The sequence below is a fragment of the Stenotrophomonas sp. CASM101 genome, assembly GCF_049384845.1.
GTDB classification, from domain to species: Bacteria; Pseudomonadota; Gammaproteobacteria; order Xanthomonadales; family Xanthomonadaceae; genus Stenotrophomonas; species Stenotrophomonas hibiscicola.
This window is the reverse complement of record NZ_JBMRFR010000006.1, coordinates 195,416-212,193: the sequence shown is the minus strand read 5'-3', so window position 1 is coordinate 212,193 and position 16,778 is coordinate 195,416. Positions and strand designations below refer to the sequence as shown.

At 67.2% G+C, this 16,778-nt stretch carries 13 protein-coding genes; 5 read left to right on the top strand and 8 right to left on the bottom strand.

The features are described 5' to 3' along the window. Nucleotides 1-525 precede the first annotated feature (525 nt). From VG543_RS11685 to gap, 3 genes are all read right to left on the bottom strand, one after another. The gene (locus tag VG543_RS11685; protein ID WP_155030036.1) at nt 526-1,902 is read right to left on the bottom strand and encodes a DUF3999 domain-containing protein; all 1,377 of its coding nucleotides are present in this window, start codon (nt 1,900-1,902) and stop codon (nt 526-528) included. Next, nucleotides 1,899-4,568, bottom strand: a complete 2,670-nt coding sequence (locus tag VG543_RS11680) for a DUF2339 domain-containing protein (RefSeq protein ID WP_423178593.1) — start codon at nt 4,566-4,568, stop codon at nt 1,899-1,901. The genes VG543_RS11685 and VG543_RS11680 overlap by 4 nt, the downstream gene beginning before the upstream one ends. Nucleotides 4,569-4,693: 125 nt before the next feature. Continuing rightward, nucleotides 4,694-5,698 (bottom strand): type I glyceraldehyde-3-phosphate dehydrogenase, encoded by a 1,005-nt coding sequence (gap, locus tag VG543_RS11675; protein ID WP_164145456.1) that lies wholly within the window; start codon nt 5,696-5,698, stop codon nt 4,694-4,696. A 193-nt stretch (nt 5,699-5,891) separates the two neighbouring features. On the opposite strand from gap, the gene VG543_RS11670 reads away from it, so the two are divergent. After that, nucleotides 5,892-6,521, top strand: coding sequence for an OmpW/AlkL family protein (locus tag VG543_RS11670; RefSeq protein ID WP_006465709.1), 630 nt, complete (start codon nt 5,892-5,894; stop codon nt 6,519-6,521). A gap of 233 nt (nt 6,522-6,754) precedes the next feature. Here VG543_RS11670 and VG543_RS11665 read toward each other — a convergent pair whose 3' ends face one another. Next, nucleotides 6,755-7,882: a GGDEF domain-containing protein gene (locus tag VG543_RS11665; RefSeq protein ID WP_423178592.1), complete on the bottom strand. Its 1,128-nt coding sequence runs from the start codon at nt 7,880-7,882 to the stop codon at nt 6,755-6,757. Nucleotides 7,883-7,995: 113 nt separating this feature from the next. Here VG543_RS11665 and VG543_RS11660 point away from each other — a divergent pair, with 113 nt between their 5' ends. Next, nucleotides 7,996-8,814 (top strand): S1/P1 nuclease, encoded by an 819-nt coding sequence (locus VG543_RS11660; RefSeq protein WP_019660010.1) that lies wholly within the window; start codon nt 7,996-7,998, stop codon nt 8,812-8,814. A gap of 11 nt (nt 8,815-8,825) precedes the next feature. After that, nucleotides 8,826-9,626 (top strand): MBL fold metallo-hydrolase, encoded by an 801-nt coding sequence (locus VG543_RS11655; RefSeq protein WP_019660009.1) that lies wholly within the window; start codon nt 8,826-8,828, stop codon nt 9,624-9,626. A 57-nt stretch (nt 9,627-9,683) separates the two neighbouring features. On the opposite strand, the gene VG543_RS11650 is transcribed toward VG543_RS11655, so the two are convergent. The 3 genes from VG543_RS11650 to VG543_RS11640 are packed head-to-tail and all read right to left on the bottom strand — an operon-like array spanning nt 9,684 to nt 11,843. Further along, the gene (locus VG543_RS11650; RefSeq protein ID WP_019660008.1) at nt 9,684-10,247 is read right to left on the bottom strand and encodes a hypothetical protein; all 564 of its coding nucleotides are present in this window, start codon (nt 10,245-10,247) and stop codon (nt 9,684-9,686) included. Next, complete coding sequence (locus VG543_RS11645) at nt 10,244-11,485, bottom strand: M56 family metallopeptidase (protein ID WP_423178591.1); 1,242 nt, start codon at nt 11,483-11,485, stop codon at nt 10,244-10,246. The genes VG543_RS11650 and VG543_RS11645 overlap by 4 nt, the downstream gene beginning before the upstream one ends. Continuing rightward, the gene (locus tag VG543_RS11640; protein ID WP_010484077.1) at nt 11,478-11,843 is read right to left on the bottom strand and encodes a BlaI/MecI/CopY family transcriptional regulator; all 366 of its coding nucleotides are present in this window, start codon (nt 11,841-11,843) and stop codon (nt 11,478-11,480) included. Before VG543_RS11640 ends, VG543_RS11645 begins: the two co-directional genes overlap by 8 nt. Nucleotides 11,844-11,961: 118 nt before the next feature. Here VG543_RS11640 and VG543_RS11635 point away from each other — a divergent pair, with 118 nt between their 5' ends. Both VG543_RS11635 and VG543_RS11630 read left to right on the top strand, forming a co-directional pair. Continuing rightward, nucleotides 11,962-12,519 (top strand): flavin reductase family protein, encoded by a 558-nt coding sequence (locus tag VG543_RS11635; RefSeq protein WP_423178599.1) that lies wholly within the window; start codon nt 11,962-11,964, stop codon nt 12,517-12,519. 34 nt (nt 12,520-12,553) lie between these two features. Beyond that, a complete protein-coding gene (locus tag VG543_RS11630; protein ID WP_423178590.1) occupies nt 12,554-14,506 on the top strand; it encodes an acetyl-CoA hydrolase/transferase C-terminal domain-containing protein in 1,953 nt (650 codons plus the stop codon). 125 nt (nt 14,507-14,631) lie between these two features. Here the strand turns inward: VG543_RS11630 and tkt are convergent, their stop codons facing one another. Then, nucleotides 14,632-16,629: a transketolase gene (gene tkt, locus VG543_RS11625; RefSeq protein WP_423178589.1), complete on the bottom strand. Its 1,998-nt coding sequence runs from the start codon at nt 16,627-16,629 to the stop codon at nt 14,632-14,634. Nucleotides 16,630-16,778 lie beyond the last annotated feature (149 nt).

The following is a 16,778-nucleotide window of genomic DNA, read 5'->3' as shown; positions in this document are numbered from 1 at the left end:
AACAGCAACTGCCAGAGCGCTGACGCTTCATGATGCTGGGGGTGGGCCGGGGCGGTGTGGGCTGGCAGGGGGCGCCGTGAATCCGTCCATGGAGGCTTGGCAGCCGCATCCATGCGGCTGACACCCCTGCCAACCCACACCGCCCCGGCCTCGACAGGTTCATGTGACGGAGCGGATGGCAAAGGCAAGAGCGGTTTCTGATGTCGGAGAAAAATGTAGAGCCGAGCCCGTGCTCGGCTGGGTCTATCGCGAACAGCAGCCGAGCGTGGGCTCGGCTCTACAAAGAGCGCCCTGCCAAGCAGCTTTTGCTCTTCTTTTTTTCTTTCCGTGGGTGGACGCACACGGAAATTGTCAGAGGCCGGGCGGGGTGGGTTCGCGGGAGTGTCCGCGGCATGGATGCCGCGGCCAAGCCCCCAGGGACGGGTTCACGGCGTCTCCCGCGAACCCACCCCGCCCGGCCAAGCACGGCTTTTGCTTTACGCGACCAACCGCCCACCCACGAGGGGCTGCGCCGTTTGCCGGAACCTACGCCGAAGGCGCCGGCTTCTGCCGAAGCAGGCTGACCGCCAGGCCGCCAACAACCAACACACCCAGCCCCAGCAGCGCCCACAGCAACCACGCCTTCCAATCGTGCTGCGGCTTCAGCGCCGCATCGCCGGCCAGCGGTTCCGGACTGCCTTCCAGGCGCGCCAGCGTCGGCTGCCACGACGGATCATTACGCTGGCGCAGCTCTTCAATCAGCACGCCGATCGGCGCTTCCATTCGGCGCGCGGTCGCGCTGCCCACTGCCAGTGCATATGGCGCTGCTCCCTGGCTCAGGAACACCAGCACTTCGGGTTGATAACCCAGGCGCAGGGTGGGTGCGGTTGCCGTTTCGGCGGGGTTCGCCACCAGCTTCCAGTAACGATCGCGGTGCACGCCGCCCAGCGGTTGCGCGGCCGATTGCTGCCGTTGGCCCTGCGCGCCCTGCTGCAGCTGATAGGCAATCCACGGCGCACTGCGCCGCTGCCACTCTGCACTCTCGTCATCGCGACTGAACAATGTCCACTGCACCAGGCTGTTGTCAGTGCTGGCCACGTCGGCACGCGCCGCCGGGAAGCGGCCATCCATCTCGAAGGTGTACTCGCCCTTGCCCTTCGAGGTCGGTGCCAGCGACAACCACTCCCATGGCAGTGTGGCCGGTGCCGGCGGCAGCTCGGCCAGTACGCTGCGCAACGTTGGCAGACGGGCATCGCCCTGCGCCAGCACGCGCAGATAGCGCGCTTCCCCATCCACCTGCAGGCGGCGCTGCAGCAGGCGCTTGCCGGCGCGCTGCAGGTCCACCAGCGGAATGTCGCGGCCAAGTGCACGCCAATGCTGCAGGTCGTCGCTGACGTCCAGCTGCACCTGAGCCTGCAACGGCTGGCCACTGTCGGCCCAATCCAGTACCAGCGCCGCCAGCGGCTGCTGGCCCAGCACACTGGCGTCGATCAGCCAGCCGCCCTGCCCGTTGGCCCTTGCACCGCCAGTCACACGTGCTTCCACGCGACGGACACGGCCATCGGTATCGCGCTCGGTCAGCAACTGCAGGTCGTTACGCTGTGCTTCGGCCAGCGGCGGCAACGCGAACCACGGCAGTTCCCGCTGCACCGGCGGTTGTGCCAGCGGCTGGTCCGGCGCGAGCAATGCCGACGGCAACGATTGGCCGGCGGCATTGAACACCTGCACGTCACCCAGGTCTGCGCTACCGGAGCGACGGTAGATCGCCGGTTCCAGCACGACACGGTAGGCACCCGATTGTGCGCTGGACAACGTCAGCGGCCACTGTTCGGCGTACTGGGTACGGTAATCGGCAGCCTGTGCGGTGACGGCGGCCAGCATGCCGAACATCGCCGGCAGCAGCGCCCTGCTCCACGTCTTCATTGTTTTTCCTCCACGGTCGGCGCCGCGCTCGGCGGTGCCGGTGCCAGATAACCCACGACCGTGCACAGCAGGCCGTAGGCGATGAACGATGCAATGCCCAGCAGGTTGCCCAGGTGCTGGCGATCAACAATGACCAGTTTGGCCAGTACCACACCCATCAGCACGGCACCGACCATCCACAACACGCGCTGGCCGCGGCGCGAACCCCATACCCAGGCGATCACGCCGAGCACGCTCCACAGCACGGTCAGGCTGGTCTGCGCCAGGCTGGAACGCATCATCGACGAACTCCACGACAGGCCGCCCCACTGATGCACGCCGTGCAGCACCAGGCTGGTCAGCGCGACGAAGGTGGCCAATGCCAACAGCGGCAGCCGGATCTTCACCAGTGCCTGCGGCGCCTGCCCGCTGTACAGCCAGCGCGCCAGCAGCGCCAGGCTCAACCACTGCTCCAGCTCGGCCGGGTTCAACACCGGCAGCCACGGCAGCGGCGCTGCGTCACCCGGCAGCAACTGGCCGAACAGCCAGCCTGCGGACAGCAGGCCGAACAGCACGCACTGCAACGGCAGGCGCACGCTGTCGAAGGCAGCCCCCAACGGCCAGCGCAGTGCATCCCAGCGCCACAACGACAGCGCCGCCATCAGCAGCCACGGCAGCGTGAACAACAGCAGCGTCCAGCCCTGTGCCAGCCCGGCCTCGCCGCCGCCCCACAGGGCCAGCAACGAAAGCAGCGACGGCCACAGCAGCCACCACAGGAACTGCGCGATGCGTGCCACGGTGTTGCCGCCCTGGCGCAGGCACAGCAACGTACGTACGCCCAGCGCCGCGAACACCGCCCAGGCCAGTGCGCCATAGCCGGCGAACGGCTGCTGGTGCGCATCGCTCTGCATCAGCGCCAGCGGGAAGCCCAGGGCCAGCATCGCCAGGGCGGTTACGCCCAGCGCGCGTGCCGGCTGGCGGCGCTGCATTTCAGCCGCCAGCCAGGCCGTGGCAGCGACCAGCACAAGCAGCGCATCGGCCTGCGTGCGGTGCGGGAAGAAGCGGAAGATCTCGTGCACCAGACCGCCCAGCCACCACAGCAGGCCCCACAGGTAGTAGACCAGTGCGATCTCATGGCGCTCCCTGCGCTGGTAACTCCACGCCGACGCGAAGCCGGCAATGGCCAGCAGCAACGCGCCGATGGCGGTCGGGTTGAGCAGGAAGCGTGCGTCTTCGAGCCAGTGGTCGGCGCCGGCCACAAAGGCGAACGCAGCACCGATCTGCAGCAACGCGCCGGACACCTGCGGCAGCCAGCGTTTCTGGCGCAGGCCCAGCCAGGCCAGGCCCGCACCTTCCAGCGCGAACACCGCGCCGGTGGCACGCGCAGACAATGCCAGCGGCACCGCCAGCGTGGCGAAGCCCACCGCCAGCACCGCATGCGACTGCGCCAGCACGGTGTAAGATGCGCGCGCGATCAGTGCCCGCGCCAGTACGGCGTAGATCGCCGCCAGGCCCAGCGCGCACAGCGCCAGCGTCATCGGCTGCTCGTGCAGCATGCCCGCCTGCATCGAGAAGGCAACCAGGGGCGTGCCGAACACCAGGCTGCCGTCGACCAGGTCACGTCGCCCGGCGGGCTGCCGGCGCGCGTACAGCAGCGGGATCAACAGGTAGAAGGCGAAGAACAGCAGCAGGAACGGCTCGGTGCTGCTGAACTTGTCCGGCGCGTACTGCAACACGCCCCAGAACGTACCGATGCCGAAGGTAAAAGCGAAGCCAAGCAGGTTCAGCGCACGCCACGGACGGAACCAGGCGATGGCGAAGATGCCAGCGTTGAGCACCGCGTAGTAGCTGAACAGCCCCACGTGGTTGCCACTGCCGGTGGACAGCCACAGCGGTGCCATGAAGCCGGCGAGGATGCCCAGCACCGCCAACGTGCGCGAGTTCTGCACCACCGCCAGCACGCACAGGCCGGCCACCAGCGCGATCGAACTGGCGAAGGCAAACCCGGGGTTTAGCAGCTCGAACCGCTTGAACGCGGCGAAGATGGTCAACAGCAGCACGCCGATGGCACCGCCCTGCAGCGCCAGCGCGAACAGGCGCCGGCGCTCGCGCTGATGCCAGCCGAACGCCAACAGGCCCAGCGCACCCACCGTGACGCCGGCCAGGCGCAGCTCGATCGGCAACACCAGCCAGCCTTGGTCGCTGACGTACTTCAACAGCGCAGCAACACCGGCCAGCAGTACCAGCATGCCGATCTTGACCGGCACGTTGCCCTCGGTGAACCAACGCTTGACCGCGCCAATGCCGCGCTCGATGAAGTTGGGCAGTGCCGGTTCGGGGGGCAACGGCGGCTGCACCGGCGCGGGTGGCACCGGCGGTGGTGCGACCGGGCGCGGCGTCTCCACTGCCGCAGACACCGCTTTGCGCACCGGCGTTGGCTGGGGCGGAGGCGGTGCGGCGGCTGCCACCGGCCGCAGGAACGGCGGATCGGCGCCGGCCACAGGCAGGGGCGCAGACCGTTCCGGCGCAGGCTCGGCTGCAACCGGCCGGGCGGCCGGCGCGGCAGCCATGGCGGCCTCCAGCGCGGCCACACGGCGGCGCAGGCCGGCAATCATCACCAGCGCCACCACCAGCAGCAGCGGGATGGCCAGCAGAACCAGTACCACCAGGGCTATGAGTGCTTCCATTGCATGCTTCCATTGCAATCCCGCGCCCCAGCGGCAGCGGTCGACCGGCCCATGCTACGACAGGGCTGGCCCCATAAACGACGAACCCCGGCCAGGCCGGGGTCCGCGTGCGATCTTCGCCGGCCTTACTTGGCGGCGACGACCTTGGCCATTTCCAGGCACTTGTTCGAGTAGCCCCACTCGTTGTCGTACCAGGTGACCAGCTTGACGAAGGTGCCGTCCAGGGCGATGCCGGCCTCGGCGTCGAACACCGAGGTGCAGGTCTCGCCGCGGAAATCGGTGGCCACCACCTTGTCTTCGGTGTAGCCCAGGATGCCCTTCAGCGGGCCTTCGCTCTGTGCCTTCACTTCAGCGCAGATCTCGGCGTAGGTGGCTTCCTTTTCCAGCTCGACGGTCAGGTCGACCACCGACACGTCCGAGGTCGGGACACGGAAGCTCATGCCGGTCAGCTTCTTGTTCAGTTCCGGGATGACCACACCGACGGCCTTGGCCGCACCGGTGGACGACGGAATGATGTTTTCCAGGATGCCACGGCCACCGCGCCAGTCCTTGTTGGACGGGCCATCGACGGTCTTCTGGGTGGCAGTAGCCGCATGCACGGTGGTCATCAGGCCGCGCTTGATGCCCCACTTGTCATTGATGACCTTGGCCAGCGGGGCCAGGCAGTTGGTGGTGCACGAAGCATTGGAGACGATCGCCTGGCCGGCGTAGGTCTTGTCGTTCACGCCGTAGACGAACATCGGCGTATCGTCCTTCGACGGTGCCGACATGATGACCTTCTTCGCGCCGGCATCGATGTGCTTCTGCGCGGTTTCCTTGGTCAGGAACAGGCCGGTGGACTCGATCACCACGTCCACGTCCACCTCGTTCCACTTCAGATTGGCCGGGTCGCGTTCCTGGGTCAGGCGGATCTTCTTGCCGTTGACCAGCAGGTCGTTGCCCTGCACCGCCACGTCGGCCTGGAAGCGGCCGTGCACGGAGTCGTACTTGAGCATGTACGCCAGGTAGTCCGGCTCCAGCAGATCGTTGATGGCCACGATTTCGATGTCGTCGCCGAAGTTCAGCACCGCCGAGCGCAGGACGTTACGCCCGATGCGACCGAAACCGTTGATACCAACCTTGATTGCCATTTCTCAAGCTCCTGCGGCCGCGACAGGTGCGGCGGGATGGATAGGGCCCACAAGTCTAGCAAACCGCCGCTGGCCACCGTGGGCCAGTCGGGGGCCGCCGGCGGGCCCACGGACAGGATTTGATCCGGATCAAAGCGTTAGCACGGCGTGAGGCCGAGACTGTCGCCATCCACCCAGCAACGAGATCACCCCCATGCGCAAGACCTCCCCCCTGATCCTGGCCGGCCTAGCCGCCGCCCTGTCCCTCGCCGCCGCCCCGGCCATGGCCCAGTCCAAGGGTGACTGGACCGTCTCGGCCGGCGTCCACCAGGTGGCGCCGAAGTCGAACAACGGCTGGCTGGCCGGCGGCACCCTGAAGGTCGACGTCGACAACGACGTGAAGCCGACCATCACCGGTGAATACTTCATCGCCGACAACCTGGGCATCGAAGTGCTGGCCGCGCTGCCGTTCAAGCACGACATCAACATCAACGGCCTGGGCCGCGTCGGCAGCACCAAGCAGCTGCCGCCGGTGGTCACCCTGCAGTACCACTTCAACAGCAAGGGCAAGGTGTCGCCGTTCATTGGCGCGGGCGTGAACTACACCACCTTCTTCAGCGAAGACACCACCGGTGCACTGAAGGACAGCCGCCTGAAGCTGCAGGATTCGTGGGGCCTGGCCGCGCATGCGGGCGTGGACTTCGCGATCGGCGAGAAGGGCGCGTTGCGCGTGGACATGCGCTGGATCGACATCGACAGCAAGGTGAAGTTGAACGGCGAGAAGATCGGCACAGTCAACATCGATCCGCTGGTCTACGGCGCGTCGTACGTCTTCAAGTTCTAAAGCGGTGTGTTGGGCGCGGGGGCTTCGCCCCCGCTCCCCCGCTGCACGCGAAACCCTCGCAGCATGTTGCCCCGGTCTTTGCCGGGGCCTTTTTTTGGAAAGCATGCAGAGGCGCGCTCTTCTGTAGAGCCGAGCCATGCTCGGCTATCGCGCGGAGCGCGCAGGTACCCGAAGAAGATCAGCCGAGCATGGCTCGGCTCTACAGAAGCATGAACGGGCCGCCTTTCAGTCGATTATTGATCCGGCGCCACTTCCACCCGGTTGCGGCCGCCTTCCTTGGCGCGGCACAGCGCTGCATCGGCCCGCGCCAATGCCTGTTCCAGCGTATCGCCACCATCATCATGCCAGCGTGCCACACCGATGCTCACGCTCACCACCGGGGCCGCATCCGAATCGGCATGTGCGATCGCCAGCGCCTGCACCTGTTGCCGAAGCTGCTCGAACGGCGCTGATTCCGGTTGTCCCGGCGCCCAGTGCCCCAGCGCCACAAACTCTTCGCCGCCGTAGCGTGCCACCACCGAGTCGCTACCACGCAGCTGAGCAGCCAGGGTCGTCGCCACCGCATGCAGCACGGTGTCACCGGCGGGATGGCCGTGGTGGTCGTTGTAGCGCTTGAAGTAGTCGATATCGATCATGGCGATGCGCAGTGCGCCACGCGCATGCGGTGTACGCAGATAGCGCTGGAAGATCTGGTTGGCCTGGCGATCGAAGGCGCGCCGGTTCAGCAGGCCGGTCAGCCCATCGTGGTTGGCCAATGCATCCAGGCGTTGCTCGGCCCGCCACGTTGCACGCGCCTGCCGTTCGGAAATGTAGCTGCCGACAATGCCGGCCAGGTTGCTGGCCAGCACGAACATCACGCTCTGCAGCATCTGCGCCCAGTGCCGGCCCACCTGCAGCTCGGCCAGCACGAAGGCCAGCGCGATCAGGGTTCCGGTCAGCGTCGCTACCCCGAAGCGCAGCCCGCACAGAAAGTAGTTCAACAACAGGAACAGGCTGATGCCTTCGTAGGGGTAGTCCACGCCGGCACGGTGCGCGGTCCAGATCATGGTCACCAGCGCCAGCCCGCTGACCAGCACGACGCTGCCGCCCAGCCACTGCAGGTGGCGCCGCAGCACCGGCACGAAGGTCAGCGCGACGCCGAGCAGCAGTGCCGGCAGCAGAACGCCCAGCCGCCAGCGCAGCACCGGCGCGTGCACGTCCGGCGGCAACCAGTAGGTATCGAGCACGGCAAAGCCCAGCGAGAACGCCCCGGCCACGGCGCAGGCCCAGCGCATGCGCCAGACCACCTGGGCATCGAACGCGGCAGCGAACCCGTCGTCATCGGGATGCCCGGCCATGATGCGCCTGTCCGTGATCGCCATCGGCCCCTCCCCGCATGTGCACGGGCCACCCTAGCGGCCGCCGCATCAAGGCCGCGTGGCGAACACCAGGCGTGATCAAGCCCGGGCCTGCCGAGGCCCGCTAGAATGTGCGCATGAAAGCCCTGCACTCCCTGTTCCTCGCCGCCGCCCTGGCGCCGGCCCTGCTGTCCGCTTCCGCCCCGGCCCATGCCTGGGGCGCACAAGGCCACCGCCTGGTTGCCGAAGTCGCCGACGCCCGCCTCAACCCCGCCGCCCGCGCCGAAGTGGACCGTCTGCTGGCCACCGAGCCAGACGCCACCCTGGCCAGCATCGCGCCCTGGGCCGATCAGCTGCGCGCCAAGGACCCCGGCCTGGGCCGTCGCTCGGCCGGTTGGCACTACGTCAACATCGCCGAAGACAACTGCCACTACGAAGCACCGAAGCACTGCAAAAGCGGCAACTGCATTGTCGAGGCACTGAAAGCACAGAGTGCCATCCTCGGCGACCGCAGCCTGACCGACGGCGAGCGCCTGCAGGCGCTGAAGTTCGTCGTGCACCTGGTGGGTGACATCCACCAGCCGATGCACGCCGGCTACGCCCATGACAAGGGCGGCAACGATTTCCAGCTGCAGTTCGGCAACCGCGGTACGAACCTGCACTCGCTGTGGGACAGCGGCATGCTCAACACCCGCAAGCTGGACGATGCCGGCTACCTGCCGCTGCTGCAGAGCCAGCGCGCGCCGAAGCTGGCACGCCAGTCCAACCCGCAGCGCGACCCCCAGGCCTGGGCCGAGGCCAGCTGCCGCATTTCCATGCAAGCTGGCGTTTATCCGGCCACGCGTAAGATCGGTGACGAATACACCGAGCGCTACCGGCCGCTGGCCGAAGCGCAGCTGCGACTGGCCGGCGAGAACCTGGCGCAGTTGCTGAACCGCGTGCTCGGCACGCGCTGAGGAGCGTTCCAATGTCGGTCCAGGTGCAGTCGTTCTTCCACCGTGACAGCAACACCTTCAGCTATCTGGTCAGCGACCCGGCAAGTGGCGAGGCAGCGCTGATCGACCCGGTACTGGACTACGACCCGGATACCGACGCCAGCAGCGAAGCACCGCTGCGCGACGTGCTGAATGCCATCGAACAACAAGGCCTGCAGCTGCGCTGGCTGCTGGAGACGCATGCCCACGCCGATCATGTGTCGGCAGGGCGCCGGCTCAAGCACCGCTTTCCGCAGGCCACGCTGGGCATCGGCGAAGGCATCCGTGCGGTGCAGGCCACTTTTGCGCCGCGCTACGGCCTGCAGCTTCCGGCCGCCGATGAGATCTTCGATCGCCTGTTCAGCGATGGCGAGACCTTCGCTCTGGGCGAACTGCGCTGTCAGGTCATCGCCGTGCCCGGCCACACCAGCGACAGCATCGCCTATCTGATCGGCGATGCGCTGTTCACCGGCGACTCGCTGTTCATGCCCGATGGCGGCACCGCCCGCTGCGATTTCCCGGGCGGCGATGCCGCGCAGTTGTACCGCTCGATCCAGCGTCTGCTGGCCCTGCCCGATGCGACGCGCGTATTCGTCTGCCACGACTACGGCCCGGGTGGCCGCGGGTTCGCCAACGAAACCACCATCGGCGAACAGCGCGCGCACAATATCCACGTGCACGACGGCGTGGCCGAGGCGGAGTTCGTCAGCGTGCGCCAGGCCCGCGATGCGACGCTGGAAGAACCGAAGCTGATGCAGCCAGCGGTGAAGGCCAACATCCAGGGCGGGGCCTGATCCACGCCACTGCGCCCGCCGGGTGTGGACCGGCGCTATCCTGGTCATCGCGAGCAGTCATTTTCCCTGCGTGCGCACCACGTGCCGTCCCTTCACGATCTCGAACGTGAAGGCGTACTGCAGGGTGACCGCTACCGGCTCGACGCGCTCGGCGCCGCGGCAGTCGCCGCGGTCGGCAGGCACCTTGCCGGCCGCGAAGTGGCAGACCGCTGCGGACGAGTACTTCCACATCGCCACGGCTTCCTGCGCAGCCTGCAGCAGGGGCGCGTTCTCGCGTGCAGCCCCTGCCGCGCACTCCGGGCGATCGGTCAATGGCAGGCTGCGCTCGACGTCGCCGTTGGCATCAACCACCACCTGCAGGCAGATGGTGGTCGGCGCCAGTTCCGCGCGCGGGTCGCTATCCCCGACCTCCGGGTCCGGTGCCGCGTACAGTTGCGGCATCCGGTAGCCCTCGGTCGCACCCAGCGAATACACCTGCAGCTGCCCACTGCCGCCGCCCGCCTGCGGCTGCAGGCGCTGGTGACCGACATTCTCGCTGCGGGTATCGACGGTGGTCAGGCGATCCTGGGTTGCACACCCCACCAGCAGCGCTGCCATCATCAACAGCGGCGCGGACTTCACTTCGCGTCCTCGGTGTCATCCATGGCGTAGGTGATCGGAATGCGTACGGCACCGGCCACCGGCTTGCCGTTCTTCACCGCGGGACGATAGGTCCAGCTGCGCGCGGCGGCGACGGAGACGGCGTCGAACACCCCCGGATTGGTCGCACTGAGTACCCGCACATCGGTCGGATGGCCCTGTGCATCCACTTCGATGCGCAGATTGACCACACCTACCTGGCGTTGCTCGACGGCGGACTTCGGATAGGACGGCGGCGGCATCTTGTCCACCTGGATCGGCCGGTCCAACCCCGCCTTGGCCGCATCGTCCTGCGCATGTTCGAACGGCTCGACACCGATCCGGGTGCCACCGACCGCACCGCCCTGGCTGGCCCATGCCACCGCCCCCATGCCCACACACAACCCGACCACCAGCACCTGCCCGGACACCCACGGCAATGCCTTCCGCTTGGACTGCTTCAACATGGCGATACGCTCCTTCAACACGGGTTGGCTGCGCCAATGGCAAACCGCGGGCGCAACCGGGTGGACCAGCTGCGCCTTCAGCAGCGTGCTGGCATACAGGCCGCGCAGCGCAGGCTGCGGACCGATGGTGCGGGCATCGCAGGCCAATTCCTGATCGCGCAGGAAGCGGCGTGCGGCCCATGGCAGCAGCGGGTGGAACCAGAACACCGCGCGCGCCAGCAGCAGCGCGCCGTTGGCCCAGTGATCGCCGTTGCGACGGTGGTTGCGCTCGTGTTGCAGGATCAGGCCCTGCTCCTGTGCACTGAACTGCTGGTCGAATGCCGGGCCGACCACGATGCGCGGCAGCCACAGGCCCACCAGCGCGGGCAGGCCTGGATCGCCGCTGGCCTGCCAGCTTCCATCGGTGCGCAGCTTCAGTGGCCCCATGCGCCGTTCGAAACGACGTTGTGCGTGCAGGTCGCGCAGCAGGCAGATACCCGCGCCCAGTGCCCACAGCGTGAACAACAGCCCGGCCCATGAAAGCGAATGCCCGGCCACGCTATCAAGCGCACCGGGCATCACTTTCAGCGGCAGCGTGGGCACCTGCTGCAACAGCGCAACCTGCGGCAACGGCAGCATCAGTGCCACCAGCAGCATCGGCAGCAGCCACCAGCTGCGGTAGGCCAGCCCCGCGCCGCCCATCCGCACCAGCAGCGGTCGCATTACTGCCAGCAGGATCACGCCCACCGCCAGCCACAGGCTGGCCTGCCACAGTCCGTCGAGCAGCTCAGTCATGGTCCAGCTCCTGGATCAGCTTCTTCAGTTCGGCGATGTCCTGTGCGCTCAACTGGCCACGTTCGCTGAAGTGCGCGACCAGCGGCGCCACGCGCCCCTCGAAGACACGCCCGATGAAGTCCTGGCTCTGCGCCTCCACCCAAGCCTGGCGCTGCAGCAGCGGCCGATACAGGTAACGCCGTCCATCGCGCTCGGCGGCAATCGCGCCCTTGGTCAGCAGGCGGTTGAGCAGGGTCTTGATGGTCGGCTCGGCCCAGTCGCGATGGGCCAGCGCGGCCACCACGTCATCGGCACTCCGTGGTGCCTGCTGCCACAGCACCTCCATCACAACGGCTTCGGCTTCGCTGATCGGGGTCATGGTTTACATCCGTAATCGACATCTCGATTACGCGCGTAATCGAATCATCTGTCAAGCCCCTCGACTCCGGGTTCATCCCGGCTGCGCCAGCATCGATTCCTCCCGCCCCAGGCCCCGGATGAAAGCGCTGCCCAAGAAGGATTTCCCGGTCGAGCAGGCGCGCCGCTTCCTCGAACCCGGCCCGATCGTGCTGGTCAGTACCGCGTGGCAGGGCCAGCGCAACCTGATGACGATGGGCTGGCACATGGTGATGGGCTTTTCGCCGTCGTTGGTCGCCACCTACCTCTGGAATGAAAACCACAGCCATGCCCTGGCCGTCGGCAGTGGCGAGTGCGTGATCAACGTACCCGGCGTGGAGCTGCTCGATACCGTGGTCGACATCGGCAATTGCAGCGGTCGCGAGGTCGACAAGTTCGCCCGGTTCGGGCTCGACGCGCTGCCCGCAAGCGAGGTCGGCGCGCCGCTGGTCGGCCAATGCCATTCGTGCTTCGAATGCCGGTTGTACGACGACAGCCAGGTGGCGTCGAGCAATCTGTTTGTCTGGGAAATCGTGCGCGCCCATGTTGCGCCCCGGCCGAAACTGCCGCGCACGGTGCACTACCGCGGCGACGGGCAGTTCATGGTGGCCGGCACCGAAGTGTCGCGTCGACGGCGGTTCAAGCCCGACATGCTGTAATGCCCGCACTCCCCCACACGCAGGACCGCCCCGCATGACCGAACACCTCACCGACCTGGACGCCGCTGTCGACTGGTTGTTTGCGCGCGTGGACGGGCCGCTGCGGATCGGGGCACCGCTGGCACTGGGCAAGCCACACCGGCTGCTCAATGCCCTCTACGCACGCGTCGAGCACGACCCTTCGCGGCCGCTGCAGCTGTATACCGCGCTGTCGCTGAACCCGCCGAAGGCGCGCGGCAACGGTCTGGAAGCGCGCTTCCTGGCGCCGTTCGCGCAGCGCCATTTCGGCGACGATTTCCCGCGACTGGCCTATGCCGATGCGATCGCGCGCGACGCGTTGCCGGCACATGTGCAGGTGGAAGAGTTCTACATGCAGTCCGGCGCCCTGCTCGGGTCGCGGCAGGCACAATCCAGCTATACCAGCCTGAACTACACCCATGCCGCCGACGCGGTGGCGCAGCGCGCACCGCAGGTGATCGTGCAGAAGGTGGCGATGCGCCCGAACGACCGCCGGCTTTCCCTGTCGTGCAACAACGACATCACCCAGGACACGCTGGATGCAATGACCGGGCGTGGCCTGCCGCGTCCGCTGCTGATCGCCGAGATCGATCCGCAACTGCCCTATATGGGCGGCTCGGCCACGGTCGATGTGTCGTTCTTCGATCTGGTGATCACCCCGCCACCGCCGTACCCGGCGCTGTTCGGGCTGCCGCGGCAGCCGGTCGGCGATGCCGACTACGCCATTGGCCTGTACGCCAGCACGCTGGTGCGCGACGGCGGCACCCTGCAGATCGGTATCGGCACGTTGGCCGATGCACTCAGCCACGCGCTGGTGCTGCGCCATACCGACAACGCCCGCTACCGCCGCGTACTGCACGCGCTGGACCCGCAGCTGGCCAGCCACCCGCTGGTGCAGGAAATCGGCGGACTGGATCCGTTCGAGGTGGGCCTGTACGGCTGCAGCGAGATGCTCAACGAAGGCTTCCGGCGGCTGGTGCAGACCGGGGTGATCAAGCGCAAGGTGCACGACGACCTGGCGCTGATGCAGCGCATCGAGAACGGCAGCACGTTGTCGATCGACCACGCCACCTTGGCCGCCGAGGGTGAGTACCTGCACGGCGCGTTCTACCTGGGCTCGCCGGAATTCTACGAATGGCTGCGCACGTTGCCGGAAGACGAATGCCGCGCGATCGGCATGCGCCGCATCAGCGAGATCAACCAGCTGTACGGCGGCAACGAAACGCTGGAACGCCTGCAGCGCCGCCATGCGCGCTTCTTCAACTCCTGCATGATCGCCACCGCGCTGGGCGCGGCGGTGTCGGACGCGCTGGACGATGGACGCGTGGTATCCGGTGTGGGCGGCCAATACAACTTCGTGGCGATGGCACATGCGCTGCCGGAAGCGCGCAGCGTGCTGATGTTCCGCGCCGCGCGCGATGACAAGGGCCAGCGCGCATCCAACGTGCGCTGGAACTACGGGCACACCACCATCCCCCGCCACCTGCGCGACATCTACCTCAACGAATACGGCATCGCCGACCTGCGCGGGCTGACCGACGAGGACTGCGTGCACGCAATGACCGCGATCACCGAGGCGCCGTTCCAGGATGAGCTGCTGCAGCAGGCGCAGGCCTCGCGCAAGCTGCTGGCGGCCGCGCAACCGGACCCGGCGCGCCAGCAGCGCAATACGCCGCAGGCGCTGGCAGCGGCGTTGGCCCCGTTCCGCGCCGATGGCAGCCTGCCCGACTATCCGCTGGGCAGCGACTTCAACGAGATCGAGCAGGTGCTGGTGAAAGCGCTGGGTTGGCTGAAGGCCAACACGCAGACCCGCGGCGACAAGCTGCGCACGGTCTGGGCGGCTCTGCGGCAACCGGCCGGCGACGGCGATGCGGTGTACCTGCAGCGCATGGGCCTGCACGCCCCGAAGGATTTCGCCGAACGGCTGGACGCGCGCCTCCTGCGGCTGGCACTGGCGCGCACCGCCTGAGAAAAGGGGACGGAGGGGATTAAGTCGCATGTGCACAAACGACTTGATCCCCTCCGTCCCCTTTTTCCTGCGGCAAAGAAAAGGCCGGCGTGCGCCGGCCTTTTCTCATTACGTCGCGAAGCTGCTTACAGCGACTTGGCCGCTTCCACCACGTGGGCGGTGGTGATGCCGAAGTGCTTGTACAGCTGGTCGGCCGGCGCCGAGGCACCGAAGGTGTCGATACCGACCACAGCACCGTCCAGGCCGACGAACTGGCGCCAGAAGCCGGTGACGCCGGCTTCCACGGCCACGCGCTTGCGCACGGCGTTCGGCAGCACCGATTCACGGTAGGCCGCATCCTGGCGCAGGAACACGTCGGTGGACGGCATCGAGACCACGCGGGCCTTGATACCGGCCGCGTCCAGCTGGGCCTTGGCTTCGGTGGCCAGCGAGACTTCCGAGCCCGTGGCGATCAGGATCACGTCCGGGGTACCGGCAGCATCGGCCAGCACATAACCGCCGCGCTCGATCTGGGCAATCTGCTCGGCGCTGCGCGGCTGGTGCGGCAGGTTCTGGCGGCTGAACACCAGGCAGCTCGGGCCGTCCTGGCGGGTGATCGCGGCCTTCCAGCTCACCGCCGACTCGACCGCATCGCACGGACGCCACACGTCGTTGTTCGGGATGTAGCGCAGCGAAGCCAGGTGCTCCACCGGCTGGTGGGTCGGGCCGTCTTCGCCCAGGCCGATCGAGTCGTGGGTATAGACGTGGATGGCGTGGGCCGGGATCAGCGCGCTCATGCGCACGCCGTTGCGGGCGTAGTCGCTGAACACCAGGAAGGTGGCGTCGAACGGAATGAAGCCACCGTGCAGGGCCAGGCCATTGGCAATGGCGGTCATGCCGAACTCGCGCACGCCGTAGTACACGTAGTTGGCGTTGGCGTCGTCGCTGGCAACGGACTTGCTGCCCTTCCACAGGGTCAGGTTGGAGTGCGCCAGGTCGGCCGAGCCGCCGACGATTTCCGGCAGCAGCGGAGCATAGGCTTCAATGGCCAGCTGCGAGGCCTTGCGCGAGGCGATCGTCGGGCCTTCAGCCGCCACCTGGGCGATGTAGGCATCGGCCTTGGCAACGAAGTCGGCCGGCAGTTCGCCGTGCGAACGACGGGTCAGTTCGGCGGCCTCGCCCGGGTACTGGCTGGCGTACTTGTCGAACAGCTGTTCCCACTCGGCCTGGCGCAGGGTGCCGGCGCCATTGGCGCGCCAGCCGTCGTAGATCGCCTGCGGGATCTCGAACGGACCGTACTCCCAGCCCAGCTGCTTGCGGGTGGCTTCCAGTTCGTCCTTGCCCAGCGGTGCGCCGTGACTGGATTCCTTGCCCGCCTTGTTCGGCGAACCAAAACCAATGGTGGTGCGGCAGCAGATCAGGGTCGGCTTGTCGCTCTGCGACAGCGCGGCCTCGATGCCGGCCTTGATGCTTTCCGGGTCGTGGCCATCAACGTCACGGACCACGTTCCAGCCATAGGCTTCGAAACGCTCCGGGGTGTTGTCGGTGAACCAGCCCTCGACGTTGCCGTCGATGGAGATGTGGTTGTTGTCCCAGAAGCACACCAGCTTGTGCAGGCCCCAGGTACCGGCCAGCGACGCCGCTTCATGCGATACGCCTTCCATCAGGCAGCCATCGCCCATGAACACCCAGGTGCGGTGGTCGACCACTTCCAGCTCCGGGCGGTTGAAGCGCTGTGCCAGCAGCTTCTCGGCCAGGGCGAAGCCCACGGCGTTGGCGAAACCCTGGCCCAGCGGGCCGGTGGTGGTTTCCACGCCCGGGGTCTCATGGCGCTCAGGGTGGCCGGCGGTGTGGCTGCCCAGCTGGCGGAACAGCTTGAGCTGCTCGATCGGCAGGTCGTAACCGCTCAGGTGCAGCAGCGCGTACTGCAGCATCGAACCATGGCCGTTGGACAGCACGAAACGGTCGCGGTTGAACCAGTGCGGGTTGCTCGGGTTATGGCGGAGGTAGTCGTTCCAGAGGACTTCGGCGATGTCGGCCATGCCCATGGGCATGCCGGGGTGGCCGGACTTTGCGGTTTCAACCGCATCGGCGGCAAGGAAGCGGATGGCGTTGGCCAACTGGCGACGGGTAGGCTGCGTCATGGTTCTGTCGGAATCGGGAGGCGGCCGCGGACGTGCGGGCGGCCTATTGTCCCATAGTCGCCGGGCGGGGGGTCGGTTAACCTTGTCCGGTCGTGCCGGCCGCTGGCCGGCAGCGTCGTGATCTCCGCTGGATTCCGCATGTGAAGAGG

Excerpts from the sequence above, each read along its gene's own strand:
- VG543_RS11685 (WP_155030036.1), bottom strand. The coding sequence starts at position 1,902 with ATGAAGACGTGGAGCAGGGCGCTGCTGCCGGCGATGTTCGGCATGCTG.
- VG543_RS11680 (WP_423178593.1), bottom strand. The coding sequence starts at position 4,568 with ATGGAAGCACTCATAGCCCTGGTGGTACTGGTTCTGCTGGCCATCCCG.
- gap (WP_164145456.1), bottom strand. The coding sequence starts at position 5,698 with ATGGCAATCAAGGTTGGTATCAACGGTTTCGGTCGCATCGGGCGTAAC.
- VG543_RS11670 (WP_006465709.1), top strand. The coding sequence starts at position 5,892 with ATGCGCAAGACCTCCCCCCTGATCCTGGCCGGCCTAGCCGCCGCCCTG.
- VG543_RS11665 (WP_423178592.1), bottom strand. The coding sequence starts at position 7,882 with ATGGCGATCACGGACAGGCGCATCATGGCCGGGCATCCCGATGACGAC.
- VG543_RS11660 (WP_019660010.1), top strand. The coding sequence starts at position 7,996 with ATGAAAGCCCTGCACTCCCTGTTCCTCGCCGCCGCCCTGGCGCCGGCC.
- VG543_RS11655 (WP_019660009.1), top strand. The coding sequence starts at position 8,826 with ATGTCGGTCCAGGTGCAGTCGTTCTTCCACCGTGACAGCAACACCTTC.
- VG543_RS11645 (WP_423178591.1), bottom strand. The coding sequence starts at position 11,485 with ATGACTGAGCTGCTCGACGGACTGTGGCAGGCCAGCCTGTGGCTGGCG.
- VG543_RS11640 (WP_010484077.1), bottom strand. The coding sequence starts at position 11,843 with ATGACCCCGATCAGCGAAGCCGAAGCCGTTGTGATGGAGGTGCTGTGG.
- VG543_RS11635 (WP_423178599.1), top strand. The coding sequence starts at position 11,962 with ATGAAAGCGCTGCCCAAGAAGGATTTCCCGGTCGAGCAGGCGCGCCGC.
- VG543_RS11630 (WP_423178590.1), top strand. The coding sequence starts at position 12,554 with ATGACCGAACACCTCACCGACCTGGACGCCGCTGTCGACTGGTTGTTT.
- tkt (WP_423178589.1), bottom strand. The coding sequence starts at position 16,629 with ATGACGCAGCCTACCCGTCGCCAGTTGGCCAACGCCATCCGCTTCCTT.